The organism is Microlunatus sp. YIM B11417 (assembly GCF_059617205.1).
Genome location: NZ_JCAMPJ010000006.1, coordinates 92,638 through 119,386 on the forward strand (window position 1 = coordinate 92,638; position 26,749 = coordinate 119,386).

Here is a 26,749-nt window from a genome sequence, read left to right on the forward strand (position 1 = left end):
ACTTCCCAGAGCGGTGATCATCGCTGTCAGACTGGTGTCATGGCCCAGGGGAGTGCAGAGATCACCTATCAGTTCGAGTACGAGCAGCGGGTCCGATGTGCGTTCATCGGCGCCGGCGGGCACTCGTACCGCAACGTCTATCCGACCTTCCAGTACGCACCGGTCGACCTGGTCGCGGTCTGCGACCGGGCCCCGGACCGGGCGGCGGCGTACGCGCGGACGTTCGGCGCGGCGCAGTCCTACGATGATCATCGCAAGATGCTGGAGCAGGAGCGGCCGGACGCCGTCTTCATCGTGACCAGCTACGACGAGGACGGGCGGGTGCAGGCGACCGACCTGGCCCTGGAGTGCCTGGCTGCCGGCAGCCACGTCTGGATGGAGAAGCCGACCGCGGCCTCGGCGGTCGAGGTGCTGGAACTGAAGGCGGCCGCCGAATCGGCCGGTCGGTTCGTGATGACCGGGCTGAAGAAGATCTTCACGCCGGCGATGGAGAAGGCGAAGTCGATCATCGAGTCCGACGAGTTCGGGCCGGTCGCGTCGATCACCGTACGGTATCCGCAGGGGCTGCCCGACGAGGAACGCAAGCGAGACCCGCGGGAGCTGATCGGGTTCCTCGATCACATCTACCATCCCGGTGCGGTGCTCGGCTATCTCGGCGGCAAGATCACCAGGTTCGGCTACGAGCGGGAGCCCGCGGGCGGCTCGGTGGCGATGCTGCGGTTCGAGTCCGGAGCGGTCGGCTCGCTGCACCTGGCCTCCGGGGCTGCGGCGACCAGTCCGCTGGAACGGGTCGAGGTGGTCGGCCGGGACGCCAATCTGGTGATCGACAACGGGGTTCGGCTGACCTACTACCGGCCGGGCGCCCGGCTCGGCTACGGCCGCAACCCGAGCTACGTCGTCGACGACGAGGTGGCGCCGCTGGTCTGGCAGCCCGAGTTCTCGCTCGGCCAGCTCTACAACAAGAACCTGTTCTACCTCGGCTACGTGCCGGAGGTGCGGCACTTCTGCGACAGCGTGCTGGTCGGGACCCCGCCCACCAAGGGCACCCTGGACGAGTCGCTGGCGATCATGCACCTGTTCGACGCCTACCGGCTGACCCCGCCGGGGCGGACCGTGGACCTGCCGCTGACCTCCTGAGTTCAGCGGCCGGTGCTGCCGTCGATCAACTCGCGCAGGATGTCCGCATGGCCCGCGTGCCGGCCGGTCTCCTCGATCAGATGGGTGAGCGCCCAGCGCACGCTCGGGCCGCGCTGGCTTCCCGGCCGGGGCAGGGTCGCGGCGAGATCGCTGTGGTCGTCCAGCACCTCGTTGGCCCGGGCGACCGTCTCGCGGTACCGGGCGACCACGTCGGCGACGCTGTCGTCGGGTGCGGCGCGGAAGGTCGCCGGCCAGTCGGTGATCTTGGCGCCGAGCAGGGTGGCCCGCTCGACGAAGGTCAGGTGGTTGAGCAGGCCGAGCAGGTTCGTGCCGGACGGGACCAGGGCGGTCCGCACCTCGGGTTCGGGAGCGCCGTCGACCTTCGCCGCGATCGAGGTCCGGAGGTAGTCGAGGAACCCGCGCAGCACCTCGGCCTCACTGCTTCCGGTACGGGGAGGCGGCGTGTCCCGGCGACGGGCGCGGCGGGTGGCGGCGGGCACGATGAACTCCTTCGACGACCGGACGGTGCTGCCGCCAGTCTCGCCGCGAGCGACCGATCGGGCACGGCCGTTTGCAGAATCGGCAACGAGAGGCGCGGTCGCCGACTACGCGGGGGCGATCAGGTCGACCGTCGGGAAGTAGGTCCGGTACCGGCGGGTGTCCCTGGTCAGCAGGCGGTGGTCGGCGACGGCCGCGTGGGCGCCGATGTAGAAGTCGGGCAGCGGCGTGGACTTGGAGCCGCGGCGACGCCGGTAGGTCAGAAACGCCTTGCCGGCAAGGAATCCGGCGGAATAGGGCAGCGCTTCCCGGCGGAAGATCGTCTCGGGCAGCGCTTCGTCGATCTCCTCGATCCGTTCGAACCCGACCGACACCTCGGCGTAGATCAGGGGATTGATGATCACCGTGCCACCGTCGAGAGCGTTGGCGAGTTCGTTGCCCGACCACTCGGACCAGGTCGGGTCGTCGGTCAGGATGTCGAGCAGCACATTCGAATCGACCAGGGTCGTCCGGCCGCGCTCATTCGCCACGCAACAGTTCCATCAACTCGTCGGTGCTCAGGTTGGTGGTCGCCCGGCCGCGCATCCGACGGACGGTTCGGGATCCGCGGCTCCGGCCCGGATCTCGGTGGACGATCCGCAGGGAGTTGCCGTCCTCGACCACGTCGACCTCGTCGCCCTCGGCGAATCCGTGCTTGGCGCGGAGTTCTGCCGGGATGGTGACCTGTCCCTTGCTGTTGAGCTTCATCAGGCCTCCTGACACGTATCACTTGTATTACATGATACGCGCTGAGCACGCCGAAGCGGCAGTAGGTGACTGACGGTGAATTCGGCGCTGCCTCACACCTGAACAGGTGTGGTGCTGGCGCCCCCGGCAGGATTCGAACCTGCGCACCCGCCTCCGGAGGGCGGTGCTCTATCCCCTGAGCTACGGGGGCCGGATGGCCGAAGAGAAATGTATCAGTGATCGCGCGCGGATGCGCACTCGGCTCCGGCGGGTCGGTCCACGACGTGAAAAGGCGGGGCATCGGCGGACCGGTTCTGGCAGAGTTCCGCCGTGATCTCGTGCCCTTCCGGACCGTCCCGCTCCGGGTCCCACCGATGATGGCGTCGCATATCGCCGGCGCGATCCACGCCGACGCCGCCGGGCCGCACCCGCGCTGGCTGGACGTACCCGAGGACGTCAACGCGCTGCTGCCCGGCCTCTGGAGCCGGCACGTGGCCAAGGACGAGGAGGGCGTCCTGACGATCACCGGCCGCCCGGTCACGGAGATCGCGGACGAGGTCGGTACGCCCGCGTACCTGCTGGACGAGGACGACCTGCGGGCCCGGGCCACGGCCTTCCGGACGGCGTTCGACGGCTGGGACGTCTACTACGCCGGCAAGTCCTTCCTCTGTACGGCGGTCGCCCGCTGGGTCGCCGAGGAAGGGCTCGGCGTCGACGTCTGCACCGGCGGCGAACTGGCCGTGGCGCTGCGGGCGGGGGTGGACCCGGGCCGGATCGGCCTGCACGGCAACAACAAGAGCGTCGTCGAGCTCCGGGCCGCGATCGAGGCCGGGGTGGGCCGGATCATCGTCGACTCCTTCGACGAGATCGCCCGGCTCGGCGAGCTGGCCGAGCAGCTGGACGCACGGCCCCGGGTGATGGTCCGGGTGACCACCGGCGTCGAGGCGCACACCCACGAATACATCGCCACCGCGCACGAAGATCAGAAGTTCGGCTTCTCGATCGCCGGCGGTGCCGCCCTGCGGGCGCTGCATGCATGTCATGATCATCCGCGGTTCGAGTTGATCGGCATCCACTCCCACATCGGGTCGCAGATCTTCGAGCCGGACGGGTTCGAGGTGGCGGCTCGCCGTACCCTCCGGCTGCGGGCCGAGGCGGCCAAGATCATCGGTGTCGAACTTCCCGAACTCGATCTTGGTGGCGGCTTCGGAATCGCTTACACGTCTGAGGATTCGCCGGCCACACCGGCTCAGCTCGCGGACGCCATGACCAAGATCATCAGCTCCGAGTGCGAGGCGCTCGGGGCGACCGTGCCGCACCTGTCGATCGAGCCCGGCCGGGCGATCAGCGGCCCGACCACCTTCGCGCTCTACCGCGTCGGCACGGTCAAGCCGGTGGAGCTGGACGGCGGCCACACCCGGCTGTACGTCTCGGTCGACGGCGGCATGAGCGACAACATCAGGACCGCCCTCTACGGCGCCGACTACTCGGCCACGCTGGCCTCTCGGAGGTCCGACGCCGACCCGGTGCTGGCCCGGGTCGTCGGCCTGCACTGCGAGGGCGGCGACATCCTGGTCCGGGACGAATTCCTGCCCGCCGACATCCGGCCGGGCGACCTGATCGCGGTGCCGGCGGCCGGTGCGTACAGCCGGTCGATGGCCAGCAACTACAACCACGTGCCGCGGCCGCCGGTGATCGGGGTCCGGGACGGCCGGCTGTCCACGCTGGTCCGGCGGGAGACGATCGAGGACCTGCTGCGGCTCGACGTCGGGTGAGCCGCAGCGGTCCAGGTAGGACAGAATGAACCGCCAGGACCGGCCGCGGCCGCACCGCGTCGGACGGTCCGCGACAACCACCAGAATTCAGGCCCATCAGAGTTCACGAGGTATCGATGAGCACAGCCGAGACGCAGACCACCACGCCGCTGAAGGTCGCCGTGCTGGGTTGTGGCACCGTCGGCACCGAGGTGGTACGCCTGCTCACCGACTCGGCCGATGACCTGCGGGCCAGGATCGGCCGGCCGCTGGAGTTGATCGGCATCGCGGTCCGGCGGGCCGGCCGGGAGCGTCCGGGGATCGACCCGGCGCTGCTCACCACGGACGCCGAGAAGCTGGTCAGTTCCGGTGCCGACCTGGTGATCGAGGTGATCGGCGGGATCGAACCGGCGCGGAACCTGATCCTGACCGCGCTGAAGAACGGCGCCTCGGTGGTCACCGCCAACAAGGCCCTGCTCGCCCAGGACGGCTCGACCCTGTTCGCCGCGGCGGAGGAGGCCGGCGTCGACCTCTACTTCGAAGCGGCGGTGGCCGGGGCGATCCCGATCATCCGGCCGCTGCGGGAATCGCTGGTGGGCGACGAGATCACCGCGGTGATCGGCATCGTCAACGGCACCACGAACTTCATCCTGGACAAGATGGACACCAGCGGTGCCGGCTTCGCCGAGACGCTGGCCGAGGCCCAGGACCTCGGGTACGCCGAGCCGGACCCGACCGCGGACATCGAAGGCTTCGACGCCGCCGCCAAGGCCGCGATCCTGTCCAGCCTGGCCTTCCACACCCGGGTCACCAGCGCCGACGTGTACCGGGAGGGGATCACCGAGGTCACCTCGACCGACATCGCCTCGGCCAAGGCCATGGGCTGCGTGGTCAAGGCGGTCGCGATCTGCCAGTTGACGGCGCCGGGCCCGGACGGCGAGCGGTCCGTCTCGGTCCGGACCCACCCGGCGATGATCCCGCGCAACCACCCGCTGGCCTCGGTCGGCGGCGCGTACAACGCGGTCTTCGTCGAGTCGACCTCGGCCGGCCGGCTGATGTTCTACGGGCCGGGCGCGGGCGGCGCGCCGACCGCGAGCGCGGTGCTGGGGGACGTCGTGACGGTCGCCCGGAACCGGCTCCGCGGCGCGGCCGGGCCGGGGGAGTCGAGCTATGCGGCCCGGCCGATCTCGACGATCGACACGGTGATCACCCGCTATCACCTGTCGCTCGAGGTGACCGACGTCGCGGGCGTGCTGGCCACGATCGCCAACTGTTTCGCCGATCACGGCGTCTCCATCCAGACCGTACGGCAGCAGGGGCGGGGCGCCGACGCCCAGCTGGTGATCGTCACCCACCCGGCGCCGGATGCGGCCTTGAGTGCCACTGTGGAATCGTTGCGGGAGTTGGACGTCGTGGTCGAGGTGACCAGCGTGATGAGAGTCGAGGGTGAGTGATGACGGTGTCTGCTGACAAGGTGCAGGCGACAGCCTCGGGGATCATCGCGCGCTACCGCGAGTGGCTGCCGATCGATCCCGCCGCGAAGGTGATCACACTCGGCGAGGGCAACACGCCGCTGGTCGCGGCGGAGAACCTGGCCGACCGACTCGGCGGCGAGGTCTGGCTCAAGGTCGAGGGAGCCAATCCGACCGGTTCCTTCAAGGACCGCGGGATGACGGTCGCCGTCACCGCCGCCGCCCACGAGGGCGCCGAAGCGGTGGTCTGCGCCTCCACCGGCAACACCTCCGCCTCGGCCGCCGCGTACGCCGCGAAGGCGGGACTGCTGCCGATCGTGCTGCTGCCGGCCGGCCGGATCGCCGCCGGCAAGCTGGCCCAGGCCGTCGTCCACGGTGCCAAGGTGGTGCAGCTGGACGGCAACTTCGACAGCTGCCTGAAGCTGGCCCGCGAGCTCGCCGAGCACTACCCGGTGTCGCTGGTCAACTCGGTCAACCGGATCCGGCTGGAGGGTCAGAAGACCGCCGCGTTCGAGATCGTCGACCTGCTCGGCGACGCGCCGGACGTGCACGCGATGCCGGTCGGGAACGGCGGCAACCTGCCCGCTTACTGGCGCGGCTACGTGGAGTACGCCGATGCCGGCCGGACCACCCGGAAGCCCCGGATGTGGGGCTTCCAGGCCGCCGGCGCCGCGCCGCTGGTGCTCGGCCACCCGGTGCTCAAGCCGGAGACCCGGGCCACCGCGATCCGGGTCGGCAACCCGGCGTCGACCGAGCTCGCGCTGGCTGCGCGGGCCGAGTCCGGCGGGCTGTTCGAGGCCGTACCGGACGAGCAGATCCTGGCCGCCCAGCAGTTCCTGGCCGCCCGGGAGGGCGTGTTCGTCGAGCCGGCCTCCGCGGCGGGCGTGGCCGGCCTGCTCGCGAAGGCGGAGCGCGGCGAGCTGGAGCCCGGCCTGCGCTACGTCGTCACCGTGACCGGTCACGGGCTCAAGGACATCGACACCGCGCTGTCCGGCCACGAGATCGGCGGCGACCCCGTCCTGCCGGCCGAGCTCGGGGCGATCGCCGCCGCCTGCGGGCTGGACTGACCCCGTGCCGTCGGACCTGGTGGTGGGCCGCACGGTCACCGTCTCCGCGCCGGCGACCAGTGCGAACCTCGGGCCCGGCTTCGACCATCTCGGGCTCGCCTTCGACCTGCGCCAGGCGGCGACGCTGCGGGTGACCGAGACCGGGTTCACCGCCGAGGTGACCGGTGAGGGCGCCGCGGCGGTGCCGAAGGACGGTTCGCACCTGATCCTGCGGTCCGCGGTCGCGGCCCTGGCCGATCTCGGCCGGGAGGTGCCCGGCCTGGCGCTGACCGCCGACAACGTCATTCCGCACGGTCGCGGCCTCGGCTCGTCGGCGGCCGCGATCGTCGCCGGCCTGCTCGCCGGTACCGTGCTCGCCGGCGAGGCCCCGGAGCCGGAGCGGCTGCTCGGCCTGGCCGACGAGATCGAGGGCCACGCCGACAACGTCGCGGCGGCGCTGCTGGGCGGGCTGGTGATCGCCTATCCGCAGCCGGACCGGGTGGGCGCCGTGCAGGTGCCCGTACACCCCGAGCTCGGTGCGGTCGTCTACCTGCCCGACACGTCGGTACCGACCAGCGAGGCGCGCGGACTCCTGCCGGCCCAGGTGCCGCACGGCGACGCGGCGGCGAACGCGGGCCGGGCGGCGCTGCTCGTCGAGGCCCTGTCCCGGACCCCGGAGCTGCTGCTGCCGGCGACCGAGGACCGGCTCCACCAGAGCTATCGCAGGACCGCCATGCCGGAGTCGTACGAACTGCTGGAATCCCTGCGAAACAAGGGATTTGCGGCCGTGGTCAGTGGTGCCGGACCGTCCGTCCTGGTGCTCGGCCGGGCGTCGTCCCTGGCCGGTCTGCCGGACCGTCCGGGCTTCCGGCGGAGGACCCTGGCGATCGGCTCCGGAGCCCGCGTCGACCCACGGCCAGCCGCGGTGTGACGAACACGACTTTCGGTGTCGGACCGCGGAAAATCACCCTTTCCGGCCTGATGGTGCTAGCCTGATTGTGCCGACGGTGAAGAGAGCACGCGGTTTGGCTTGCGGGTCTTTTCCCCGGCAGCGCCCCCGGGTCTGGCGCTACGGCGATCACCCAGAGGTCGATGCCCAAGCAGAGAATGTTTCGGCCGACCTGATCGCTGTCGATGACCCAACTGATGAAGCCCGCGTCCACAGCCTTGGCATAGGCGGAGTTGGCGAGGGCAATCAAAGAAACGTTCCCCCAGGCGAATCCTGTGGGGTCAGGAAGGGTGACGAACACCCGAACCGAGAAGGAAACTCGTGACAGATACCGCCGAAGTGACGAGCGCGCCCGCAGAGGGCGATGCTCCCCGCAAGCGCAAGGGTTCTGGTCTGGAGGCGATGGTCCTCCCGGAGCTGAAGCAGCTTGCCGGCTCACTCGGAATCAAGGGCCTCGGCGCCATGCGCAAGGGCCAGCTGATCGACGCCATCAAGGCCGCGCAGGGCGGCTCAAGCCGTCCCGCGTCCGCGGCCCAGGCGCCGGCCACCGACTCCGCGGCGGAGCGGCCGCGGAACGGGAGTCGCCGGGAGGGCCGCCAGTCGGCCCCGGCCGATCAGCCGACGCTGGACGCGTCAATCGAACAGCCGAGCAGCAACGGCACCCATGAGCCCGTACGTGAGCAGAGCCAGCCGCGCCGCGAGCGGCCTGCCCGCGAGCAGAACCAGCCGCGCGAGCAGCGCGAGCAGGGCCAGTCCGGCGACGGCCAGGCCGAGCGACCCTCCGTCGACCCCGAGGTGCAGGCCCGGGTCGAGCAGGAGATCAAGGCCCAGGTCGAGCGTCGCGCCCAGCGCGACAACGACGGCGACCGGGAACCGCGCCAGCGCGGCGGTGACGCCGACGGCCGGTCCGACAACAACGCCGAAGGCGACCGCAACGACGGCGACGACGGCCGCCGCAGCCGCCGCCAGGGCAACCAGAACAACAACAACAACAATCAACATCGCGGTGGCGGTGACTTCGAGGAGGAGCAGGGCGGCCGGCGTGGCCGGCGGCGGCGCAGCCGGGACCGGCAGAGCCGGCGTCGCGGCGGCTCCGGTCAGCTCGGTGGCGCGGAACGGTTCGACGAGCCGGTGGTCTCCGAGGACGACGTCCTGGTCGACACCAAGGGCATCCTCGACGTGCTGGACAACTACGCCTTCGTCCGGACCACGGGTTACCTGCCCGGGCCCGACGACGCGTACGTCTCGCTCTCCATGGTGAAGCGGTTCGGCCTGCGCAAGGGCGACATCATCACCGGCCAGATTCGTACCCCCAAGGAGGGGGAGCGGAAGGAGAAGTTCAATCCGCTGGTCAAGCTGACCACGGTGAACGGGGCCGACCCGGAGGCCAGCAAGGGCCGGGTCGAGTTCAGCAAGCTGACCCCGCTGTACCCGCAGGAGCGGCTGCGGCTGGAGACCACGGCCACCAAGCTGTCCACCCGCTTGATCGACATCGTCTCGCCGATCGGCAAGGGCCAGCGCGGTCTGATCGTGTCGCCGCCGAAGGCCGGCAAGACGTTGATCATGCAGGCCATCGCCAACGCGATCACCACCAACAATCCGGAAGTGCACCTGATGGTGGTGCTGGTGGACGAGCGTCCGGAAGAGGTCACCGACTTCGAACGTACGGTTCAGGGCGAGGTCATCTCCTCGACGTTCGACCGGCCGGCCGAGGATCACACCACGGTCGCCGAGCTGGCGATCGAGCGGGCCAAGCGGCTGGTGGAGCTGGGCAAGGACGTCGTGATCCTGCTCGACGGCATCACCCGGCTCGGCCGGGCGTACAACCTGGCGGCGCCGGCGTCCGGCCGGATCCTGTCCGGTGGTGTCGACTCGGCTGCGCTCTACCCGCCGAAGAAGTTCTTCGGTGCGGCGCGGAACATCGAGAACGGCGGCTCGCTGACCATCCTGGCCACGGCGCTGATCGAGACCGGCTCGAAGATGGACGAAGTGATCTTCGAGGAGTTCAAGGGCACCGGCAACATGGAGCTGCGGCTGCGCCGCGAGTTCGCCGACAAGCGGATCTTCCCCGCGATCGACGTCGACGCCTCCAGCACCCGCCGCGAAGAGCTGTTGATGAGCAAGGAAGAGCTCAACGTCATCTGGCGGCTGCGCCGCGTGCTGTCCGGGCTCGAGGGCGTCCAGGGTCTGGAGATGCTGCTGGACCGGATGCGCAAGACGCAGAGCAACAACGAGTTCCTGGTGGCGATCACCCGGACCGTGCCCGGCGCCGGCGCCCGGACCGGTGTCACCACCGGCGCCGACGACGACTGACCTGAGGCGAGAACACTCGATCCCCGGACCTGGTGAGGTCCGGGGATCGAGTTGTTTCTACGGTCTGATCCGAGATCAGGCGTTGCGGGCGATCAGGCGAAGCCGACCGAACCGGCGCGGCCGACGGGCGCGCGCTGCGCGCCGCCCCTCGAGTGCCTGCAGGATCAGGGCCTCCTCGCTCGGACGGCCGAAGCGGCCCACGGCCGGACGGTTGACCGTCACGGAACCAGGGGTCCAGAGCGCTACATCTCGCGGATCGTACTGGGAAAAGCTGGTCATGTTTCCCTCCCTTCGAGGGGTCTTGCTGGGGTGTGGCGGCCCGGGCCGGCCTGCGGGCAGACGAATCCACCGGACAGGCTGGTCCGGTCACTGCACTGTGAGAGTGGGGGTGCCCAGCGCACAGCCCGTCCCGTTCGGGACTGGCAGCGTCATTGGGCTGGCTACCGGATGAGGCTCCGGCGCCGCTTGGTCCGGGCATCTCTCATCCCGGCCAACAGCACCAACGAGCGAACCTCACGAGGTATTCCGCGCGTCGCGGTCTTTCTCAGTCGGTGAGGCTGGCAACACCGAGCCGACGGGCGGCGAGCAGTCGGAGCCGGGCCAACGGCCGGGCACGGCGGCGCCGGTTCGCTTGCACCTGCTCCAGCGTGCGCAGGAACAGTGCCTGCTCGGCGGCCAGCCCGTGCTGGCACTGCTCGGTACGCGTGAATACCAGCGATCCGGGGATCCAGACGGCGGTCTCGCGCGGATCGTGGTCGTGCGTGATCATGTGTCCTCCTTCCGAAGGGCGTGAGTGGACAGAGAAGTCGTACGGACTTCGAGGGCATCGCAGGAATCGAGCGCGCCGGGACCCGGCGGATCAGCGAGGGTGGGCCGCGCGCTCGCGGCGGACGATCAGGGCGACGGCCGGATCAACAGACGGATGCGGCGGAGGCACCACGGGTCGCGCCGATCTCAGCCGGCGCGGGGCAGCCGGGATCGGCCGACCAGCGAGTCGAGGGAATGTCCAGGTTCGACAAGGTGTGTGCACCTCCTTCTTCGTCGCCGACGAGTCTAGGGACGACCACCGACAGCGTGCCAATGGTTTTCCGGGCGACCCGGCTCAGCGCCACGGCGGGTCGGCGCAGGCGGTCCGGGCAGGTGTCGTCATTCCTCCACGGGCGGAGCACTCGAGGCCGATTCCGGGATGTAGCGGCCGACCTGTGGAGGTTTGGCGACACCGCCCTCACGAGAGTTCGCGTGGTGACACGAAGTGAACTGGGATCGACCTGGGCCTCCGCGAGGCGGGTGATCCCTTCATCCGCCGTGAGCCTGACGTGATGAACCGAGGCGCTTCCTCCCCGAACAGGTTGTCGCTCAGGATCGTCGAAGCCGGCGGCGCGGTTGAGATCGGCGACCGTGAGCGCTGCAGCGAATCTCAGCCGAAACGCGCCCGATTCGCGGCCCGGATGCGGTCGGATCTCGACTTCGGTGGCGCAACGCGCGCCGGGCGGGGAGGAGGGAATATCTGCGGGGCGTGGCGCATTTGGCGGGTGGAGGCAAGTACGGCAAACTTGCCCGGTGGTGCCGGTTCACGGCCGCGAAATCGCGGGCGACCCGGTGCCGAGAGACCGAGGAGAGAAATGAAGGCTGACATCCATCCCGCGTACGGGGTGACCCAGGTGACCTGTACCTGTGGCAACACGTTCACCACCCGCAGCACCGCGTCGGAGGGTGCGATCCGCGCCGAGGTCTGCTCGGCGTGCCACCCGTTCTACACCGGCAAGCAGAAGATCCTCGACACCGGCGGCCGCGTGGCCCGGTTCGAGAAGCGGTACGCGAAGAAGAAGTAGCTTCGACTGGGCGCCGGGAGGCGGGGGAGACCCGCCTTCCCGGCGCCCGTTTGCGTGTCTGCCCCCAGACTCGTCCGCCCAGTCCGTCAGCTCCCGTGGAGGGTCCATGTTCGAGTCAGCCCAGCCGTTGCGGGAGGAGCACGCCGAGTTGGAAGGCCGGCTTGCGGATCCGGCGACCCACACCGATCCCGCCCTGGCCCGCCGGCTCGGCCGCCGGTACGCGGAGCTGACCCCCATCGTGACCGCGCTCGCCGAGCACGACCGGCTCACCGAGGATCGCGAGGCGGCGCTCGAACTGGCCGCCGACGACCCGGCGTTCGCCGCCGAGGCCGAGCAGTTGGACGGGAAGCTGACCGAGCTGACCGAGCGGCTGACCCGGCTGCTCGCACCGCGCGACCCGAACGACTCGTCCGACGCGCTGATCGAGATCAAGTCCGGCGAGGGCGGCGAGGAGTCGGCGCTGTTCGCCGGCGACCTGCTGAAGATGTACAGCCGCTACGCCGAGTTGCGCGGCTGGAAGGTGGAGGTGCTGGACAGCCAGGAGACCGACCTCGGCGGCTACAAGTCGGTGACCGTCGCGGTGAAGGCGGCGAAGGTCGGATCGCCCGACGACATGCCGTACGGAGTGCTCAAGTTCGAGGGCGGCGTGCACCGGGTGCAGCGCGTCCCGGTGACCGAGTCCCAGGGCCGGGTGCACACGTCCGCGGCCGGCGTGCTGGTGATGCCGGAGGTCGAGGAGACCGAGATCGAGATCAACGACGATGATCTTCGGATCGACGTCTATCGCTCGTCCGGGCCCGGCGGCCAGGGCGTCAACACCACCGACTCCGCGGTCCGGATCACCCACCTGCCGACCGGCACCGTCGTCTCCTGCCAGAACGAGCGATCCCAGCTGCAGAACCGGGAACAGGCGATGCGGATGCTGCGGGCCCGACTGACCGCGCTGGCCGAGGAGCAGGCCGCGGATGCCGCCTCCGCGGCGCGGCGGAGCCAGGTTCGCACCGTGGACCGCTCGGAACGGATCCGGACCTACAACTTCCCGGAGAACCGGATCGCCGACCACCGGATCGGCTTCAAGGCCTACAACCTGGACCAGGTGCTGAACGGCCAGCTGGACGCGGTGATCACCGCGCTGCAGGAGGCCGACACCGCGGAGCGGCTCGCCCTGGCCGGCCCCGCGTGATGATCATGGACGCCTCCGTGCGTACGGTGCTCGCCGAGGCGACTGCCGGCCTGCGGGCGGCCGGCGTGCCGAGCCCGGACACCGATGCCCGGCTGCTGCTGGCCCACGTGGCCGACGTGGAGCCGAGCCGGCTGTTGATCATGGACCGGATCGACGATGATCAACTCCGGCGCTATCGGGAGTTGATCATCCGGCGGGAGCGGCGGGAGCCGCTGCAACACCTGACCGGCAAGGCGTTCTTCCGGCACGTCGAGCTGGCCGTCGGGCCGGGCGTGTTCGTACCGCGGCCGGAAACCGAGGTGATGACCGGCTGGGCCGTCGACCGGCTGCGGCAGTCGATCACGGAGGGCAACCGGCCGCTGGTGATCGAACTGGGCACCGGGTCCGGTGCCATCGCGAAGGCGATCGCCGACGAGGCGCCGGGCTGCACCGTGATCGCCGTCGAACGTGATCATCGAGCGGCCGAGTGGGCTGCCGGCAACCTGGCCGGGACCGGGGTCGAGCTGATCGAGTCCGACATGGCCGAGCTGCCGGGGGACTGGGACGGCCGCTGCGACCTGGTGATCAGCAACCCGCCGTACATTCCCCTCGAGGCGTACGAGTCCGTCGCGCCGGAGGCTCGTGATCATGATCCGGACCTGGCCCTGTATTCCGGGGCCGACGGCCTGGACGCGATCCGGGTGCTGGCCGGCCTCGCCGCCCGGCTGCTCAGGTCCGGCGGGCTGGTGGCCACCGAGCACTCCGACCTGCAGGGCGAGGCCGTCGTCGCGATCCTCGCCGGGCACGGCGGATTCGGGTCGGTCCGCGACCACCGCGACCTGACCGGACGGTCTCGGTTCACCACCGCCGTGCGGGACGGCTCCACCGGCGGGCCTCTGGCAGGATGGGCCGGGTGAACGAAGTACGCCGTGAGCAGGGCACCGGCGCCGCGGCCGAGGAGTCGCTGAACCCGACGGAGCCCGATACGTCCGCAGAGCCGGCCGACGCCGCCGCGGACCCCCGACCCGAGCCGACCGAGGAAGAGCGCCGGGCGGAGACCGAGCAGTGGATCCAGGACCAGCTGGCCGGCCGGGCCGCCGTCTCGGAGGTGACGTCGGCCAAGGCCGAGGAGCCGGCCGGGGCGGAGCCGGATGAGCCGTCCCCGGAGGCGGGATCGGACCAGGCCCTTCGACAGGCTCAGGGCACGGAGGGGGCGGACTCGGCTTCGGGCACTGTCGAGGCGGGTGCCGCGGTTCCCGCCGACGGCGAGGTGGCCGAGAGCAACGAGGCTGGCGCGGCGGGCGAGGACGACGAGCCCGCCGACGGCGAGGCGGCCGAGGCCGAGGCCAAGGAGCCGCCGCTGCCGGCCTACCAACGGTTCGACATCACGGGTTCGGATCCGGCGCTGCTGGCCGAGGCGGCCGAGGCCGCCCGGATCGCGATCGAGAACGGCGAATGCGTCGTGCTGCCGACCGACACCGTGTACGGGATCGGCGCCGACGCGTTCGACGCGGACGCGGTGCAGCGGCTGCTGGACACCAAGGAGCGCGGCCGGGACATGCCACCGCCGGTGCTGATCGGCGACGCGTCGCTGATCCGGGCGCTGGCCGACGAGGTGCCCGAACTGGTCGGGCCGCTGACCGAGAAGCACTGGCCCGGACCGCTGACGGTGATCGTCAAGGCGCGGGACTCGCTGCGGATCGACCTGGGGGAGACCCGGGGCACGATCGGGTTGCGGGTGCCGGACTACGGGCTGACCCGGGACCTGCTCCGGCAGACCGGCCCGATGGCGGTCAGCTCGGCCAACCTGAGCGGCCGGCCGTCGGCCCTGACCTGCGACCAGGCGATCGAGTACTTCGGCAACAAGGTCGCGGTCTACCTGGACGGCGGCCCGGTCGCGAGCCCGGACGGCGCGCCGTCGTCGATGGTCGACTTCTCCCAGAACGATCACGGCGATCTGCTCCGGGCCGGCGCGCTCAGCGTCGGGGTGCTCCGCGAGACCCTGCCCGACCTGGAGGACCTGACGGCCCCCGCCGAGGAGCCCGCGGAGGCCGAGCCGGCCGAAGCGGCGGAGGCCACCGATCCGGAGCCGACCGACGTCGGCCCGGCCGCCGAGGCCGCCGCCGGTTCGCCGGAGGAGTCGGCGACCTCGGACGAGTCCGAGACGCCGGCTGAGCCTGCAGCCGCGGAGGACTCGGCCGGGTCGGAGGAACCGGTCGCCGCAGCGGAGCCGGCGGCCTCTCCGGACCCGTCGACGGCCGACGAGCCGGACAGCAGCGAGGACATCGAGCGGCTGATCGAGCAGCATGCCGGCGAGCCGGTACCCGCGGATGATCAAGCGGAGGATGATCATGTCGCGGCGTCGCCGAGCGAGGCGAGCCCGAAGACCTAGTCCCGCCCTCCATCCGGAAGACCGAGCGTGCGCGAATACCTGCTGGTGCTGCTGATCGCGGCGGCCGCGACCTTTCTGGTCAGCGGCCTGTGTCGCAAGCTCGCGCTGCGGTTCGGGGCGCTGGCCAAGGTCCGGGACCGGGACGTGCACACGATCGAGATGCCGTACTTCGGCGGCCTGGCCATGCTGTGCGGGCTGGCGGTCGCGGTGGTCGTGGCCTGGCAGTTGCCGTTCCTCGGCGCCCAGGAGCTGGTCAGCCAGGACTCCCGGGCGATCTTGATCGCGGCGGCGATCATCTGCCTGGTCGGCGTCCTGGACGACCTGTTCGAGCTGTCCGCGCTGGCCAAGTTCGCCGGGCAGATCGTGGCGGCCGGGGTCGTCGTCGCGCTCGGCGTGAAGATGCTCTGGATCCCGCTGCCCGGCCAGACCATCGCCCTGGACAGTTCCGCGTCGATCGCGATCACGGTGTTCTTCATCGTGCTCTGCTCCAACGCGGTCAACTTCGTCGACGGGCTGGACGGCCTGGCCACCGGCGTGGTCGGGATCGGCGCGTTCGCCTTCTTCGCGTACTGCTACCTGCTCACGGTCACCCAGGAACTGACCCGGGCCACCACGGCGAGTCTGATCACGGTCGCGATCGCCGGTGCCTGCCTCGGCTTCCTGCCGCACAACTTCTTCCCGGCGAAGATGTTCATGGGCGACTCCGGCGCGCTGCTGCTCGGCTTCCTGCTGGCCACCTCGGGGGTCAGCCTGACCGGACAGATCGACCCGTCGCAGATGCCGAGCGACCGCGGCCTGCTGCCGACCGTGCTCCCGCTGGTGCTGCCGGTGGCGATCCTCGCGTTACCGCTGCTGGACCTGGTGATGGCCTACATCCGCCGTACCTACCAGGGGAAGTGGTGGTTCGCCGCGGACAAGCAGCACCTGCACCACCGGCTGCTGGAGCGCGGGCACAGCCAGCGCGGCGCGGTGATGCTGATGTACGGCTGGTCGGCCCTGGTCTCCTTCGGCATGATCGGACTCGGGCTGGTCCAGGACCGGATCTCGGTCCTGGTCGCGGTCGCGCTGCTCGGGCTCGCGCTGGTGCTGCTGGTCGCGACCCTCGGCCGGCCGCTCAACGGGCGTTCCCGCGCGAAGGCTCGCAGAGTCGCGAAGTAGCCCCCGATTGGAGCTCAGGGGAGACCTTGTGCTATTTTTCACAAGCATCGAAACGCCGAGTAGATCGGCCGGCCGGAGAGACACCCCAAGGCCGGGGATCGCCCGACTAGGGCCCAGGACGTTGTCCGTGGGCCGCAGATTAGGACAGCCGCCGTCATGACGACTGAACACTCTCCCTCAACAGCCGAGACCGCTGTTGCCACCGGGCCGAGCATTCATGTCGTCCGGGCGCGCAAGCTGCTGGTCGGTGGCCTGATCGGCGGTTCCGCCGCGACCCTGATCTGCCTGGTCGTCTTCGGCCTGCTGAACGGTGTCTCCGGTCTGCTCTCGGCGGCCGTCGGCGGCGGCATCGTGCTGGCCTTCTACACGGTGGGGCAGTACGTCATGGTGCGGACCGCGGACGCCGGGGCCCGCACGTTGATGATCGTTTCGATGACCAGCTACTTCGCCCGGTTCTGCGTGGTCGGCCTGTTCCTGCTGCTGGTCGCGAGGAAGGGGGCCGGATGGGCCGCACTGACGCCGCAGGCGGTGACCGCAACCGCGGTGGCCGTCGTGGTCGGCTGGCTGGCCGTGGAGATCTTCGTCTTCTCCCGGCTCCGGATCGGCGCCTACGACCGCGAGTACGTCGCCCCGGCGGTGAGCGGTGATCAGCCATGACACGCTATCGTCTGTGTCGCCATGACGGATCGGAACGACGGCAGCGGCGAGCCGCCGGCGGGCACCCCGCCGGAACAGCCGCCCGAGGACCGCTCGACCTCAGCGAAGGATCGGCAGCGGTCCGACAAGGCGACGGGGACGGACCAGGGGCTTCGGGTGCTGTCGTACCTGATCGCCGGGATGCTCTTCTACGGCGGACTGGGCTGGATCGGCGACCAGTTGCTGAAGACGCGGTTCCTGTTGCCGATCGGCATCATCCTCGGCATGGCCGGGGCCATTTTCTTGATCATCAGGCGGTACGGCGGCTCGCCGGATCCGCGGAACAAACGCTGACCGTCTCTGACCGGTCGGTTCATAGGACCTTGGGAGAGGAGGGTCGGTGGGTTCACTGATTCCCGTTCTGGTTCCGCTCGAGACGGGCGGCGAAGGCGGATTCGTACCGCCGGGTCTGGAGGACTTCGAGTTCAACGGCGGGTTCATCCCGGGCGTCGACTGGTTCAACAAGCCGTTGGTCCAGGCGCTGATCTCGGTGATCGTCATTCTGGCGTTCTGGCTGATCGCCTCCCGGCGGCTGAAGGTGGTGCCGGGCAAGGGTCAGTTCGTCAGTGAGTTCTTGTACTCGTTCATTCGCAACGGGGTCGCCCGGGACACCATCGGGCACAACTGGAAGCCCTACTTCCCGTACCTGCTGGGCTTGTTCTGCTTCATCTGGGTGAACAACCTGTTCGGCCTGTTCCCGCTGTTCATGTTCCCGACGTTCTCCAACATCGGGTACGCGTGGGGCCTGGCGCTGCTCAGCTGGATCATCTACAACGCGGCCGGCGTCAAGAAGCACGGCCTGATGTACTTCAAGAACAGCGTGCTGCCGGCCGGCGTCCCGCTGTGGCTGGCGCCGGTGATCATTCCGGTGGAAGCCCTGTCGAACTTCATCATCCGGCCGATCACGCTGGCCCTTCGACTCTTCGGCAACCTGCTCGGCGGCCACCTCGTCGTGCTGGTGTTCGTGGTCGGCGGCACCTACCTGCTGACCCAGGCCGACGGGATCCTGCTCAACGCGGCCGGCGGCTTCACCCTGCTGTTCACCTTCGCGATCTTCGCGCTGGAACTCCTGGTGGTTTCCCTCCAGGCCTACATCTTCACCGTCCTGACCGCCTCGTACGTGGCCTCGGCCACGGCGGACGAACACTGACCTGCCCGGCAACGGCAACAGGAAACCGAAAGGAACCGACAAGCATGACCCCGATGGAAATCAACGGCTCGATCAACCTGGTCGGCTATGGCCTCGCCGTCATCGGCTCCGGTATCGGCGTGGGGCTGATCTTCGCCTCCGTCATCCAGGGCACCGCTCGGCAGCCCGAGGCTCGCGGCGCCATGATGGGCACCGCCTGGATCGGCTTCGCCGTGGTCGAGGCGCTCGCCATCCTGGGCCTCGCGTTCGCGCTGTTCCTCACCTGATCCCAGAAACGAGAACATGATCATGGTGCCGATGGAGGGAATCGATCTCGGCCCGCTGCTGCCGCACCACCTGTCGGAGTTGATCATGGGGATCCTCCTCATGATCGTGCTCTATCTGGTGATCCGGGCCAAGGTGATGCCCCGCTTCGAGCAGATGTACGACGAGCGTCGTGCGGCGATCGAAGGCGGGATGGAGAAGGCGGAGAAGGCCCAGGCCGAGGCTCAGGCCGCGCTGGAGGAGTACCAGGCGCAGCTGACCGAGGCCCGGGGCGAGGCCGCGAAGATCCGGGAGGACGCCAAGACCCAGGGCGCCCAGATCCTGGCCGAGATGCGGGAGCAGGCGCAGGCCGAGGCGGCCCGGATCAAGGCGACGGCCGAGGCGCAGCTGGAGGCCGAGCGTTCGCAGCTGCTGGCCGAGCTGCGGCGTGAGGTCGGCGGCCTGGCCACCACACTGGCCGGTCGGATCGTCGGCGAATCGCTCGACGACGACGAGCGGTCGCGCCGTACGGTCGAGCGCTTCCTGACCGATCTCGAGGGCCAGGACGTCGCGGCGTCGGAGACCGGGGCTTCCCGATGAGCTCCGCCGCCGAGGACCGACTGAGCGCGCTCGACGCGTCCCTGGACTCGATCCTGGCGTCCGGGGCCGAGCAGGGGCTGGCGGTGGGCTCGGACCTGTTCGCGATGGTCGACGCGCTCGACGCGCAGCCGGCGCTGCGGCGGGCCCTGACCGATCCGGGGACGCCGGAGGAGGCGCGGGCGGGCATCGTCCGGTCGCTCTTCGACGGCAAGGTCGCCCCGGCCGCGGTCGAGGTGCTGGTCGCGGCGGTTCGGTTCCGCTGGGCCGGCGGCCGTACGTTCACGGCGGCGCTGGAGCGGCAGGCGGTCCGGGCGCAGTTGCGCGCGATCGGGTCGTCCGGCCTGGAGGAGACCGAGGACGAGCTGTTCCGGTTCGGCCGGCTGGTCGAGTCCGAGACGGCCCTGCGGTCGACGCTGGGTGACCGGTCGGCACCGCTGAACCGGCGGCAGGATCTGGTCACCGAACTGCTGTCCGGCAAGGCCAACGACGCCACGATCGCGCTGGCCCGGCGGGCCGTCGCGGCCCGGCAGCGGACGTTCGCCAACACGATCGCGGGCTACGTATCCTTGGCGGCAGCGGAGAGCAGCCGGCTGCTGGCGACGGTACGGGTGGCCCGACCGCTGGAACCGGCCCAGCTGGAGCGGCTGCAGCAGGCGTTGAGCCGGCAGGTCGGCCGGGAGATCTCGGTCCAGGTCATCGTCGACGCCGAGGTGCTCGGCGGGGTCCGGGTGGAACTCGGCGACGAGGTGATCGAGGGCACCGTGGCCGGACGACTCGACCAGGCACGACGGCTTTTCGAATAACCGCGTCGATGAGACAGCGGTCCAAGATCACTTACTAGGCAACGTAGGCGAGAGCAGGAAACGATGGCAGAACTCACGATTCGCCCGGAGGAGATCCGGGACGCACTGGACCGCTACGTCCGCGACTACCAGCCCGAGACCGCCAGCCGCGAAGAGGTCGGCACGGTCGCCACCTCCGGTGACGGGATCGCCCGGGTCGAGGGCCTGCCCTCGGCGATGGCCAACGAACTGCTCGAGTTCGAGAACGGCACGCTGGGCATCGCCCTCAACCTCGACGTCCGCGAGATCGGCGTCGTCGTCATGGGTGACTCGGAGGGCATCGAGGAGGGGCAGCCGGTCAAGCGGACCGGGAACGTCCTCTCGGTCCCGGTCGGCGACGGCTACCTCGGCCGCGTGGTCGACGCGCTCGGCCGCCCGATCGACGGCCTCGGCGAGGTGACCCCGCTGGACGAGCGGCGTCCCCTCGAGCTGCAGGCCGCCGGCGTGATGGACCGCCAGGAGGTACGTCAGCCGCTGCAGACCGGCCTGAAGGCGATCGACGCGCTGACCCCGATCGGTCGCGGCCAGCGGCAGCTGATCATCGGCGACCGCAAGACCGGCAAGACGGCGATCGCGGTCGACACGATCATCAACCAGAAGGACAACTGGGCCTCCGGCGACGAGAAGCAGCAGGTCCGCTGCATCTACGTCGCGATCGGCCAGAAGGCGTCCACGGTGGCCGGCATCCGGGCTTCGCTCGAGGAGGCCGGTGCGCTGGAGTACACCACGATCGTGTCCGCCCCGGCGTCCGACCCGGCCGGCTACAAGTACATCGCCCCGTACACCGGCTCGGCCATCGGCCAGCACTGGATGTACCAGGGCAAGCACGTCCTGATCGTCTTCGACGACCTGTCCAAGCAGGCCGAGGCGTACCGCGCCATGTCGCTGCTGCTGCGCCGCCCGCCGGGCCGCGAGGCGTACCCCGGCGACGTGTTCTACCTGCACAGCCGGCTGCTGGAGCGCTGCGCGAAGCTCTCCGACGAGCTCGGCGGCGGCTCGATGACCGGCCTGCCGATCATCGAGACCAAGGCCAACGACGTGTCGGCGTTCATCCCGACCAACGTCATCTCGATCACCGACGGCCAGATCTTCCTGCAGTCCGACCTGTTCAACGCCAACCAGCGGCCGGCCATCGACGTCGGCATCTCGGTGTCCCGGGTCGGCACGGCGGCCATGGTCAAGGCCATGAAGACCGTGTCCGGTTCGATCAAGGTCGACCTGGCCCAGTTCCGCGACATGCAGGCCTTCGCGATGTTCGCCTCCGACCTGGATGCGACCACCCGGCGCCAGCTGGAGCGGGGCGAGCGGCTGACCGAGCTGCTGCGGCAGGCCCAGGGCAGCCCGTACCCGGTCGAGGAGCAGGTGGTCAGCGTCTGGGCCGGCACCACCGGCAAGTTCGACGAGGTCCCGGTCGACGACGTGCTGCGCTTCGAGACCGAGCTGCTGGAGTACCTCCGGCACAACTCGGACACGCTCGCCACGATCCGTGAGACCAAGCTCTTCGACGACGACACCGCCGCCGCGCTGACCAAGTCCATCGACACCTTCAAGCAGGGCTTCCAGACCTCCGACGGCCGCCTGCTGGCCGGCCGCGAGGAGCACGAGGCGCTGGAAGAGGACGAGGTCGAGCAAGAGCAGATCGTCAAGCAGAAGAGGTGATCGTCGATGCCAGCTAGCCTGCGCGAACTGCGCCAGCGCCGTGCCTCGGTGTCGAACATCAAGAAGATCACCAAGGCGATGGAGTTGATCGCTGCCTCGCGGATCATCAAGGCCCGGCAGCGGGCACAGTCGGCGGCGCCGTACGCCCGGGAACTGACCCGGGCGGTGTCGGCGGTGGCGACGTTCTCCAACACCGATCACCCGCTCACCACCGAGTCGGAGAATCCGCGCCGGGCGGCGATGCTGTTGATCACCGCCGACCGCGGCCAGGCCGCCGCCTACTCGTCCAACGCCATCCGGGAGGGCGAGTCGCTGACGCGGCTGCTCACCGACGAGGGTCGCGAGGTCGTGCCGTACCTGACCGGACGCAAGGCGGCCGCCTACTACGGCTTCCGCCGGCGTGAGGTCGCCCAGCAGTGGACCGGGTTCTCCGATGCGCCGAACTACTCGGACGCGCGGGAGATCGCCGACACCCTGATCAGCGCCTTCCTGACGCCGTACGAGGAGGGCGGGGTGGACGAGATCCATGTCGTCTACACCCGGTTCGTCTCGATGGTGACGCAGCGGCCGGAAGTGATCCGGATGCTGCCGCTCGAAGTGGTCGAGGGCACGGAGGCGCCGGCGACGGAGGACCTGCTCCCGCTGTACGAGTTCGAGCCGAACGCCGAGACGGTGCTGGACACCCTGCTGCCGCTGTACGTGGCCAGCCGGATCCAGTACTGCCTGCTGCAGTCGGCCGCCTCCGAGCTGGCCGCGCGCCAGCGGGCGATGAAGGCTGCCACCGACAATGCCGAGGAACTGATCCAGAAGCTCACCCGGGATGCCAACCAGGCCCGTCAGGCCGGCATCACCCAGGAGATCAGCGAGATCGTCGGCGGTGCCGGCGCCCTGGCCGACGCGAACGCCGAAGCCGACTGACTCCCGTACACCCGAACGTTGACCGAGAACACACATCAGTGAGGAACCATGACCGCCACAGTTGAGGAGAAGAAGGAATCGGCCCCAGCCGGCGTCGGGCGCGTCGCCCGGGTGATCGGCGCGGTGGTGGACGTGGAGTTCCCCGCCGACCAGATGCCGGACATCTACAACGCGCTGCTCGTCGATGCCACGGTGGGTGACGAGACGCGGACGATGACCCTCGAGGTCGCGCTGCACATCGGCGACAACCTGGTCCGGACCATCGCGCTGAAGCCGACCGACGGCATGCAGCGTGGCGCCGAGGTGCGCGACACGGGGGCGCCGATCACGGTGCCGGTCGGTGACGTCACCAAGGGCCGCGTGTGGAACGTGACCGGCGACGTGCTGAACGCCGACCCGGCGACGGTGAAGATCGAGGAGCGCTGGCCGATCCACCGGCACGCCCCGGCGTTCGACCAGCTGGAGTCGAAGACCGAGATGCTGGAGACCGGCATCAAGTCGATCGACCTGCTCACCCCGTACGTTCAGGGCGGCAAGATCGGCCTGTTCGGCGGCGCGGGCGTGGGCAAGACCGTGTTGATCCAGGAGATGATCTACCGGATCGCGCAGCTGCACTCCGGCACCTCGGTGTTCGCCGGCGTCGGCGAGCGCACCCGTGAGGGCAACGACCTGATCAACGAGATGGAAGAGATGGGCGTGTTCAAGGACACCGCCCTCGTCTTCGGCCAGATGGACGAGCCGCCGGGCACCCGGCTCCGGGTCGCGCTGTCGGCGCTGACCATGGCCGAGTACTTCCGGGACGTGCAGGGCCAGGACGTGCTGCTCTTCATCGACAACATCTTCCGGTTCACCCAGGCCGGTTCGGAGGTGTCCGCGCTGCTCGGCCGGATGCCGTCCGCGGTGGGTTACCAGCCGAACCTGGCCGACGAGATGGGCCAGCTGCAGGAGCGGATCACCTCGACCCGCGGCCACTCGATCACCTCGATGCAGGCGATCTACGTGCCCGCCGACGACTACACCGACCCGGCGCCGGCGACCACCTTCGCCCACCTCGACGCGACCACCGAGCTGTCCCGGGAGATCGCCGCTCGCGGTCTGTACCCGGCCATCGACCCGCTGACCTCGACCAGCCGGATCCTGGACCCGCAGTACGTCGGCCAGACGCACTACGACGTGGCCACCCAGGTGAAGCAGATCCTGCAGCGGAACAAGGAACTGCAGGACATCATCGCGATCATGGGTGTCGACGAGCTCTCCGAGGAGGACAAGATCGTCGTCGCCCGGGCCCGCCGGATTCAGCAGTTCCTCAGCCAGAACACGTACATGGCGGAGAAGTTCACCAACGTGCCCGGCTCGACCGTGCCGCTGACGGAGATCATCGAGTCGTTCCGGATGATCTGCGAAGGCGAGGTCGACCACATCGCCGAGCAGGCGTTCTTCAACGTCGGTGGCATGGAGGACGTCGAGCGTCGCTGGGCCGAGCTGCAGCAGGACAACTGATCATGGTCGTACGTTCCCTGAGCCTGTCGAAGGGCAAGGAGGTGGAACATGGCTGACGCCTTGCAGGTCGAGGTCGTCTCGGCCGATGAGGTGGTCTGGTCCGGCCAGGGCACCCTCATCATCGCCCGTACGGTCGACGGCGACATGGGCATCATGCCCGGGCACGCGCCGGTGCTGGCGGTGCTGGCGCCCGGCGGCGTCGAGATCGTCACCGCCGACGCCTCCCGCGAGGTGGTGGCGGTGGACGGCGGCTTCCTGTCCGTCGCCCAGGGCCGGGTGTCGATCCTCAGCGAGTACGCGCGGATGGCCGACGAGATCAGCGTCGACCAGGCGGAGCGTGAACTCGCCGACGCCCAGGCCCGGCTCGATGCCGGCGAGGACACCGAGGAGGTCCGTCAGCACGTGATGCGCGCCAGTGCTCAGGTGCGGGCGGCACACAAGGTACGCTGAGGACTTCCGCCCGAAAGGTGTCCGGTTCAACGAATCGGACACCGGTGGCGGGACGCCGAAATCCGACCACCGAGAGACAGGGCCCCTAGACGACGATGGCAGGCTGGGTCGGCGCCGTCGTGGTTGCACTGGTGATCTTGGTGGTCGTGGTCCTGCCGCTGGTCAGCCTCGCCCTGAGGCAACGCTGGGTGACCAGGCAGGGCAGTGCGTTCGAATGCAGCATGCGCCTGCGGCCCGTGGCCGTGGGCCAGCTCCAGGCCGATCAGACTCCGAGCACCAACTGGGTGCTCGGAGTCGCTCGTTACAGCCACGACCGGGTGGAGTGGTTCCGCTTCTTCTCCTTCTCCCCGTTCCCGCGGATGACCTTTCGCCGCAACGGCTCCCGCGTCGTCGACACCCGAGATCCCGACCCGGCCGAGGCGGTCGCCCTCTATGACGGCCAGCGCGTCGTCCGGATCGCCATCGGCCACCAGGAGTCCATCGAGGTCTGGGAGCTCGCCATGAGCTCCGACTCCCTGACCGGCTTCCTGGCCTGGCTCGAAGCCGCCCCGCCCGGCACCGCCATCAACGGCTTCTGATCACCCGGGCGGTCACCGGACCCAGGTTCCCGACCAGGGATCGACCTTCAGCGGGTCCCCGACGGTGAGGGTGCCGGGCCTCAGCACCGAGGCGTAGACGCCGAAGTGGGCGCCGGAGCCGAACGCGGACTCCTGGCGGCCGCGGTAGCCGGTGATCAGCCGCAGCGTCTGGAGATCGACCGCTCCGGTCTCCGGGTGGCGGGTGGTGGCGGCGCAGCGCTTGACCGGTCCGCCGGCGCGCAGGACGGCGTCGCCGATCTCGAGCCGCAGGCCGTCCCAGGAGTCCTCGACGTGGGGTTCGCCGCCCTCGAACTCGATCAGCATGCGGAACCGTCTCGGGTCGACGTCGGAGAGGCCCGCTCGGCGGGCGAGCTCGTCGACCGAGCCGATGCCGATGAGGGTCACCGGTTGCACGTCGTGGGCCGGCTCCCGGGCCTGTACGAGGCGGACGGGCCGGCCCAGGGCGTCGGAGAAGAAGGCGTCCCAGCGGGGATCGGCGACCGTGTCCGCGTCGAGCGCCCGGTGTCCCGACAGGTTCGCTCGGACGGGGCGGTCCGGTTCGACGACGCCGCTGATCAGCAGGTCGGGCCCGCGGCTGACCTGGAGGCAGCGGCTCTGCTCGTCCCATCGGGCGGTCAGCCCGTACAAGCCGGGGTTGTGGGTGCAGCTCTGCAGCCGGCCCGCTTCGTCGATCAAGAGGAACCGGCGGTCGCCGACGGCGCCGTACGGCGTCAGGGTGATCGAGCGGGGATGGTCGAGGGCCAGCCCCTTCACCGGGGTCGTCGAGAAGCGGGTGATCGTGTACGCGGCCACCACGCCATCCTGACAGGCGGTGGGTGGGTGCCGGGCCGGCGCCTACGGCCGGGGCGGCAGGGCGAGGGCGGCGCGGACGGGGACGTGGTCGGAGGGGTAGCGGCCGCCGACGGTGCGGTCGACGATCTCGGCGTCGATCACGCCGATCCCCGGGCCGACCAGGATCCAGTCGATCCGGTCGGCGCCGGGCTGTGGCGGGGCGTAGTTGCCGAAGGTGCCGATCGCCGGGCCGGTCGCGGCCTCGTCGAGAGCATCCCGGAGTCCGCTGTCGATCAGGATCCGGTGGGTCGGGGTGCCGGTGCCCACGTTGAAGTCCCCGAGCAGCATGACCGGCTCCTCGATGCCGGCGGCCTGCTCCGCCAGCCAGGTCGCGGACCGGATCCGGGAGGGCTCGCTGACATGATCAAGATGGCCGTTGATCACCACGAACCGTACGCCGGAGACGGAATCGGCGAACCGCGCCCGGGTGATCATCCGGGGCAGCTCGTTGCCCCAGGTCGCCGAGCCGGGCAGCTCCGGGGTGTCGGACAGCCAGCGGTGGGCGACGTCGAGAACGGTCAGCCGGGCGGTGTCGTAGAAGATCGCCGAGGTCTCGTCGGAGTTCCGGCCGCGCCGGCCCTCGGCCACGTACGCGTAGTTCCGTGGCAGCAGCCCGGCCAGGTCCGCGATCGCCTCCGGGTGTCCCTCCTGGGTGCCGAGGACCGTCGGTGCCAACTCCCTGATCAAGGTGGCCACCGGCTCGCGCCGGACCGTCCAGGGATGATCATCGTAGGCGTGGCTGGTGCGCAGGTTGTAGCTGACGACGGAGAGCGGTTGCACGGTCCACGATCGTAGTTGGCCGCGGCGGCCGTGCCGCGGCCG

29 protein-coding genes and 1 tRNA gene are annotated in these 26,749 nt (G+C 69.9%); 22 read left to right on the plus strand and 8 right to left on the minus strand.

Going from position 1 to position 26,749, the window contains the following annotated elements:
• Positions 1-39 precede the first annotated feature (39 nt).
• Positions 40-1,137 (plus strand): Gfo/Idh/MocA family protein, encoded by a 1,098-nt coding sequence (locus AC6CCG_RS25295; protein ID WP_496657528.1) that lies wholly within the window; start codon positions 40-42, stop codon positions 1,135-1,137.
• A 2-nt stretch (positions 1,138-1,139) separates the two neighbouring features.
• Here the strand turns inward: AC6CCG_RS25295 and AC6CCG_RS25300 are convergent, their stop codons facing one another.
• The 4 genes from AC6CCG_RS25300 to AC6CCG_RS25315 all read right to left on the minus strand — a co-directional run bounded on the left by AC6CCG_RS25300 (position 1,140) and on the right by AC6CCG_RS25315 (position 2,572).
• Complete coding sequence (locus tag AC6CCG_RS25300; RefSeq protein WP_496657529.1) at positions 1,140-1,637, minus strand: DinB family protein; 498 nt, start codon at positions 1,635-1,637, stop codon at positions 1,140-1,142.
• 105 nt (positions 1,638-1,742) lie between these two features.
• The gene (locus tag AC6CCG_RS25305; protein ID WP_496657530.1) at positions 1,743-2,165 is read right to left on the minus strand and encodes a type II toxin-antitoxin system VapC family toxin; all 423 of its coding nucleotides are present in this window, start codon (positions 2,163-2,165) and stop codon (positions 1,743-1,745) included.
• Positions 2,155-2,382: an AbrB/MazE/SpoVT family DNA-binding domain-containing protein gene (locus AC6CCG_RS25310; protein ID WP_496657531.1), complete on the minus strand. Its 228-nt coding sequence runs from the start codon at positions 2,380-2,382 to the stop codon at positions 2,155-2,157. The genes AC6CCG_RS25305 and AC6CCG_RS25310 overlap by 11 nt, the downstream gene beginning before the upstream one ends.
• 115 nt (positions 2,383-2,497) lie before the next feature.
• A tRNA-Arg gene (locus AC6CCG_RS25315) sits at positions 2,498-2,572 on the minus strand.
• A 163-nt stretch (positions 2,573-2,735) separates the two neighbouring features.
• On the opposite strand from AC6CCG_RS25315, the gene lysA reads away from it, so the two are divergent.
• From lysA to rho, 5 genes are all read left to right on the plus strand, one after another.
• A complete protein-coding gene (gene lysA / locus AC6CCG_RS25320; protein WP_496657532.1) occupies positions 2,736-4,136 on the plus strand; it encodes a diaminopimelate decarboxylase in 1,401 nt (466 codons plus the stop codon).
• A 116-nt stretch (positions 4,137-4,252) separates the two neighbouring features.
• Positions 4,253-5,569 (plus strand): homoserine dehydrogenase, encoded by a 1,317-nt coding sequence (locus AC6CCG_RS25325; protein ID WP_496657533.1) that lies wholly within the window; start codon positions 4,253-4,255, stop codon positions 5,567-5,569.
• On the plus strand, positions 5,569-6,654 hold the full coding sequence (gene thrC / locus AC6CCG_RS25330) for a threonine synthase (RefSeq protein WP_496657534.1): 1,086 nt from the start codon (positions 5,569-5,571) through the stop codon (positions 6,652-6,654). The genes AC6CCG_RS25325 and thrC overlap by 1 nt, the downstream gene beginning before the upstream one ends.
• A 4-nt stretch (positions 6,655-6,658) precedes the next feature.
• Complete coding sequence (gene thrB, locus AC6CCG_RS25335; RefSeq protein ID WP_496657535.1) at positions 6,659-7,564, plus strand: homoserine kinase; 906 nt, start codon at positions 6,659-6,661, stop codon at positions 7,562-7,564.
• A gap of 339 nt (positions 7,565-7,903) precedes the next feature.
• Positions 7,904-9,895: a transcription termination factor Rho gene (gene rho, locus AC6CCG_RS25340; RefSeq protein WP_496657536.1), complete on the plus strand. Its 1,992-nt coding sequence runs from the start codon at positions 7,904-7,906 to the stop codon at positions 9,893-9,895.
• 75 nt (positions 9,896-9,970) lie between these two features.
• Here rho and AC6CCG_RS25345 read toward each other — a convergent pair whose 3' ends face one another.
• Positions 9,971-10,174, minus strand: a complete 204-nt coding sequence (locus AC6CCG_RS25345; RefSeq protein WP_496657537.1) for a hypothetical protein — start codon at positions 10,172-10,174, stop codon at positions 9,971-9,973.
• Positions 10,175-10,439: 265 nt separating this feature from the next.
• Positions 10,440-10,664: a hypothetical protein gene (locus tag AC6CCG_RS25350; protein WP_496657538.1), complete on the minus strand. Its 225-nt coding sequence runs from the start codon at positions 10,662-10,664 to the stop codon at positions 10,440-10,442.
• 853 nt (positions 10,665-11,517) lie between these two features.
• On the opposite strand from AC6CCG_RS25350, the gene rpmE reads away from it, so the two are divergent.
• The 16 genes from rpmE to AC6CCG_RS25430 all read left to right on the plus strand — a co-directional run bounded on the left by rpmE (position 11,518) and on the right by AC6CCG_RS25430 (position 25,075).
• Entirely contained in the window at positions 11,518-11,727 is a 210-nt protein-coding gene (gene rpmE / locus AC6CCG_RS25355; RefSeq protein WP_496657539.1) for a 50S ribosomal protein L31, read from the plus strand.
• Positions 11,728-11,833: 106 nt separating this feature from the next.
• Positions 11,834-12,910 carry a peptide chain release factor 1 gene (gene prfA, locus AC6CCG_RS25360; protein WP_496657540.1) on the plus strand — a complete coding sequence of 359 codons (1,077 nt, stop codon included), beginning with the start codon at positions 11,834-11,836 and terminating at the stop codon, positions 12,908-12,910.
• Between the two features lie 5 nt (positions 12,911-12,915).
• A complete protein-coding gene (gene prmC, locus AC6CCG_RS25365) occupies positions 12,916-13,806 on the plus strand; it encodes a peptide chain release factor N(5)-glutamine methyltransferase (protein ID WP_496657541.1) in 891 nt (296 codons plus the stop codon).
• Positions 13,803-15,281, plus strand: coding sequence for an L-threonylcarbamoyladenylate synthase (locus AC6CCG_RS25370; RefSeq protein WP_496657542.1), 1,479 nt, complete (start codon positions 13,803-13,805; stop codon positions 15,279-15,281). The genes prmC and AC6CCG_RS25370 overlap by 4 nt, the downstream gene beginning before the upstream one ends.
• A gap of 27 nt (positions 15,282-15,308) precedes the next feature.
• On the plus strand, positions 15,309-16,439 hold the full coding sequence (locus AC6CCG_RS25375; RefSeq protein ID WP_496657543.1) for an MraY family glycosyltransferase: 1,131 nt from the start codon (positions 15,309-15,311) through the stop codon (positions 16,437-16,439).
• Positions 16,440-16,595: 156 nt separating this feature from the next.
• Positions 16,596-17,096 (plus strand): Cg1360 family ATP-synthase-associated protein, encoded by a 501-nt coding sequence (locus AC6CCG_RS25380; RefSeq protein ID WP_496657544.1) that lies wholly within the window; start codon positions 16,596-16,598, stop codon positions 17,094-17,096.
• 21 nt (positions 17,097-17,117) lie between these two features.
• The gene (locus tag AC6CCG_RS25385) at positions 17,118-17,429 is read left to right on the plus strand and encodes an AtpZ/AtpI family protein (protein ID WP_496657545.1); all 312 of its coding nucleotides are present in this window, start codon (positions 17,118-17,120) and stop codon (positions 17,427-17,429) included.
• Positions 17,430-17,484: 55 nt separating this feature from the next.
• Positions 17,485-18,285, plus strand: a complete 801-nt coding sequence (atpB, locus tag AC6CCG_RS25390; RefSeq protein WP_496657721.1) for a F0F1 ATP synthase subunit A — start codon at positions 17,485-17,487, stop codon at positions 18,283-18,285.
• Positions 18,286-18,329: 44 nt separating this feature from the next.
• Complete coding sequence (locus tag AC6CCG_RS25395; RefSeq protein WP_179757907.1) at positions 18,330-18,551, plus strand: ATP synthase F0 subunit C; 222 nt, start codon at positions 18,330-18,332, stop codon at positions 18,549-18,551.
• A gap of 22 nt (positions 18,552-18,573) precedes the next feature.
• Entirely contained in the window at positions 18,574-19,128 is a 555-nt protein-coding gene (locus AC6CCG_RS25400) for a F0F1 ATP synthase subunit B (protein WP_496657722.1), read from the plus strand.
• Positions 19,125-19,931, plus strand: a complete 807-nt coding sequence (locus AC6CCG_RS25405; protein ID WP_496657546.1) for a F0F1 ATP synthase subunit delta — start codon at positions 19,125-19,127, stop codon at positions 19,929-19,931. The genes AC6CCG_RS25400 and AC6CCG_RS25405 overlap by 4 nt, the downstream gene beginning before the upstream one ends.
• Positions 19,932-19,994: 63 nt before the next feature.
• A complete protein-coding gene (gene atpA, locus AC6CCG_RS25410; RefSeq protein ID WP_496657547.1) occupies positions 19,995-21,629 on the plus strand; it encodes a F0F1 ATP synthase subunit alpha in 1,635 nt (544 codons plus the stop codon).
• A 6-nt stretch (positions 21,630-21,635) separates the two neighbouring features.
• Complete coding sequence (locus tag AC6CCG_RS25415) at positions 21,636-22,547, plus strand: F0F1 ATP synthase subunit gamma (RefSeq protein WP_496657548.1); 912 nt, start codon at positions 21,636-21,638, stop codon at positions 22,545-22,547.
• 48 nt (positions 22,548-22,595) lie between these two features.
• Complete coding sequence (gene atpD, locus AC6CCG_RS25420) at positions 22,596-24,047, plus strand: F0F1 ATP synthase subunit beta (RefSeq protein WP_496657549.1); 1,452 nt, start codon at positions 22,596-22,598, stop codon at positions 24,045-24,047.
• Positions 24,048-24,095: 48 nt separating this feature from the next.
• Positions 24,096-24,497, plus strand: a complete 402-nt coding sequence (locus AC6CCG_RS25425; protein ID WP_496657550.1) for a F0F1 ATP synthase subunit epsilon — start codon at positions 24,096-24,098, stop codon at positions 24,495-24,497.
• A gap of 95 nt (positions 24,498-24,592) precedes the next feature.
• Positions 24,593-25,075 carry a DUF2550 domain-containing protein gene (locus AC6CCG_RS25430; protein WP_496657551.1) on the plus strand — a complete coding sequence of 161 codons (483 nt, stop codon included), beginning with the start codon at positions 24,593-24,595 and terminating at the stop codon, positions 25,073-25,075.
• 12 nt (positions 25,076-25,087) lie between these two features.
• Here AC6CCG_RS25430 and AC6CCG_RS25435 read toward each other — a convergent pair whose 3' ends face one another.
• Positions 25,088-25,888, minus strand: coding sequence for an MOSC domain-containing protein (locus tag AC6CCG_RS25435; RefSeq protein WP_496657552.1), 801 nt, complete (start codon positions 25,886-25,888; stop codon positions 25,088-25,090).
• A 42-nt stretch (positions 25,889-25,930) separates the two neighbouring features.
• Positions 25,931-26,707 carry an endonuclease/exonuclease/phosphatase family protein gene (locus AC6CCG_RS25440; RefSeq protein WP_496657553.1) on the minus strand — a complete coding sequence of 259 codons (777 nt, stop codon included), beginning with the start codon at positions 26,705-26,707 and terminating at the stop codon, positions 25,931-25,933.
• Positions 26,708-26,749: the final 42 nt, after the last annotated feature.

Coding starts and splice junctions, on each gene's coding strand:
- AC6CCG_RS25295 (WP_496657528.1), top strand. CDS start 40: ATGGCCCAGGGGAGTGCAGAGATCACCTATCAGTTCGAGTACGAGCAG.
- AC6CCG_RS25310 (WP_496657531.1), bottom strand. CDS start 2,382: ATGAAGCTCAACAGCAAGGGACAGGTCACCATCCCGGCAGAACTCCGC.
- lysA (WP_496657532.1), top strand. CDS start 2,736: ATGATGGCGTCGCATATCGCCGGCGCGATCCACGCCGACGCCGCCGGG.
- AC6CCG_RS25325 (WP_496657533.1), top strand. CDS start 4,253: ATGAGCACAGCCGAGACGCAGACCACCACGCCGCTGAAGGTCGCCGTG.
- thrC (WP_496657534.1), top strand. CDS start 5,569: ATGACGGTGTCTGCTGACAAGGTGCAGGCGACAGCCTCGGGGATCATC.
- AC6CCG_RS25345 (WP_496657537.1), bottom strand. CDS start 10,174: ATGACCAGCTTTTCCCAGTACGATCCGCGAGATGTAGCGCTCTGGACC.
- AC6CCG_RS25350 (WP_496657538.1), bottom strand. CDS start 10,664: ATGATCACGCACGACCACGATCCGCGCGAGACCGCCGTCTGGATCCCC.
- rpmE (WP_496657539.1), top strand. CDS start 11,518: ATGAAGGCTGACATCCATCCCGCGTACGGGGTGACCCAGGTGACCTGT.
- prfA (WP_496657540.1), top strand. CDS start 11,834: ATGTTCGAGTCAGCCCAGCCGTTGCGGGAGGAGCACGCCGAGTTGGAA.
- prmC (WP_496657541.1), top strand. CDS start 12,916: ATGGACGCCTCCGTGCGTACGGTGCTCGCCGAGGCGACTGCCGGCCTG.
- AC6CCG_RS25380 (WP_496657544.1), top strand. CDS start 16,596: ATGACGACTGAACACTCTCCCTCAACAGCCGAGACCGCTGTTGCCACC.
- AC6CCG_RS25385 (WP_496657545.1), top strand. CDS start 17,118: ATGACGGATCGGAACGACGGCAGCGGCGAGCCGCCGGCGGGCACCCCG.
- AC6CCG_RS25395 (WP_179757907.1), top strand. CDS start 18,330: ATGACCCCGATGGAAATCAACGGCTCGATCAACCTGGTCGGCTATGGC.
- AC6CCG_RS25400 (WP_496657722.1), top strand. CDS start 18,574: ATGGTGCCGATGGAGGGAATCGATCTCGGCCCGCTGCTGCCGCACCAC.
- AC6CCG_RS25405 (WP_496657546.1), top strand. CDS start 19,125: ATGAGCTCCGCCGCCGAGGACCGACTGAGCGCGCTCGACGCGTCCCTG.
- atpA (WP_496657547.1), top strand. CDS start 19,995: ATGGCAGAACTCACGATTCGCCCGGAGGAGATCCGGGACGCACTGGAC.
- AC6CCG_RS25415 (WP_496657548.1), top strand. CDS start 21,636: ATGCCAGCTAGCCTGCGCGAACTGCGCCAGCGCCGTGCCTCGGTGTCG.
- atpD (WP_496657549.1), top strand. CDS start 22,596: ATGACCGCCACAGTTGAGGAGAAGAAGGAATCGGCCCCAGCCGGCGTC.
- AC6CCG_RS25425 (WP_496657550.1), top strand. CDS start 24,096: ATGGCTGACGCCTTGCAGGTCGAGGTCGTCTCGGCCGATGAGGTGGTC.
- AC6CCG_RS25430 (WP_496657551.1), top strand. CDS start 24,593: ATGGCAGGCTGGGTCGGCGCCGTCGTGGTTGCACTGGTGATCTTGGTG.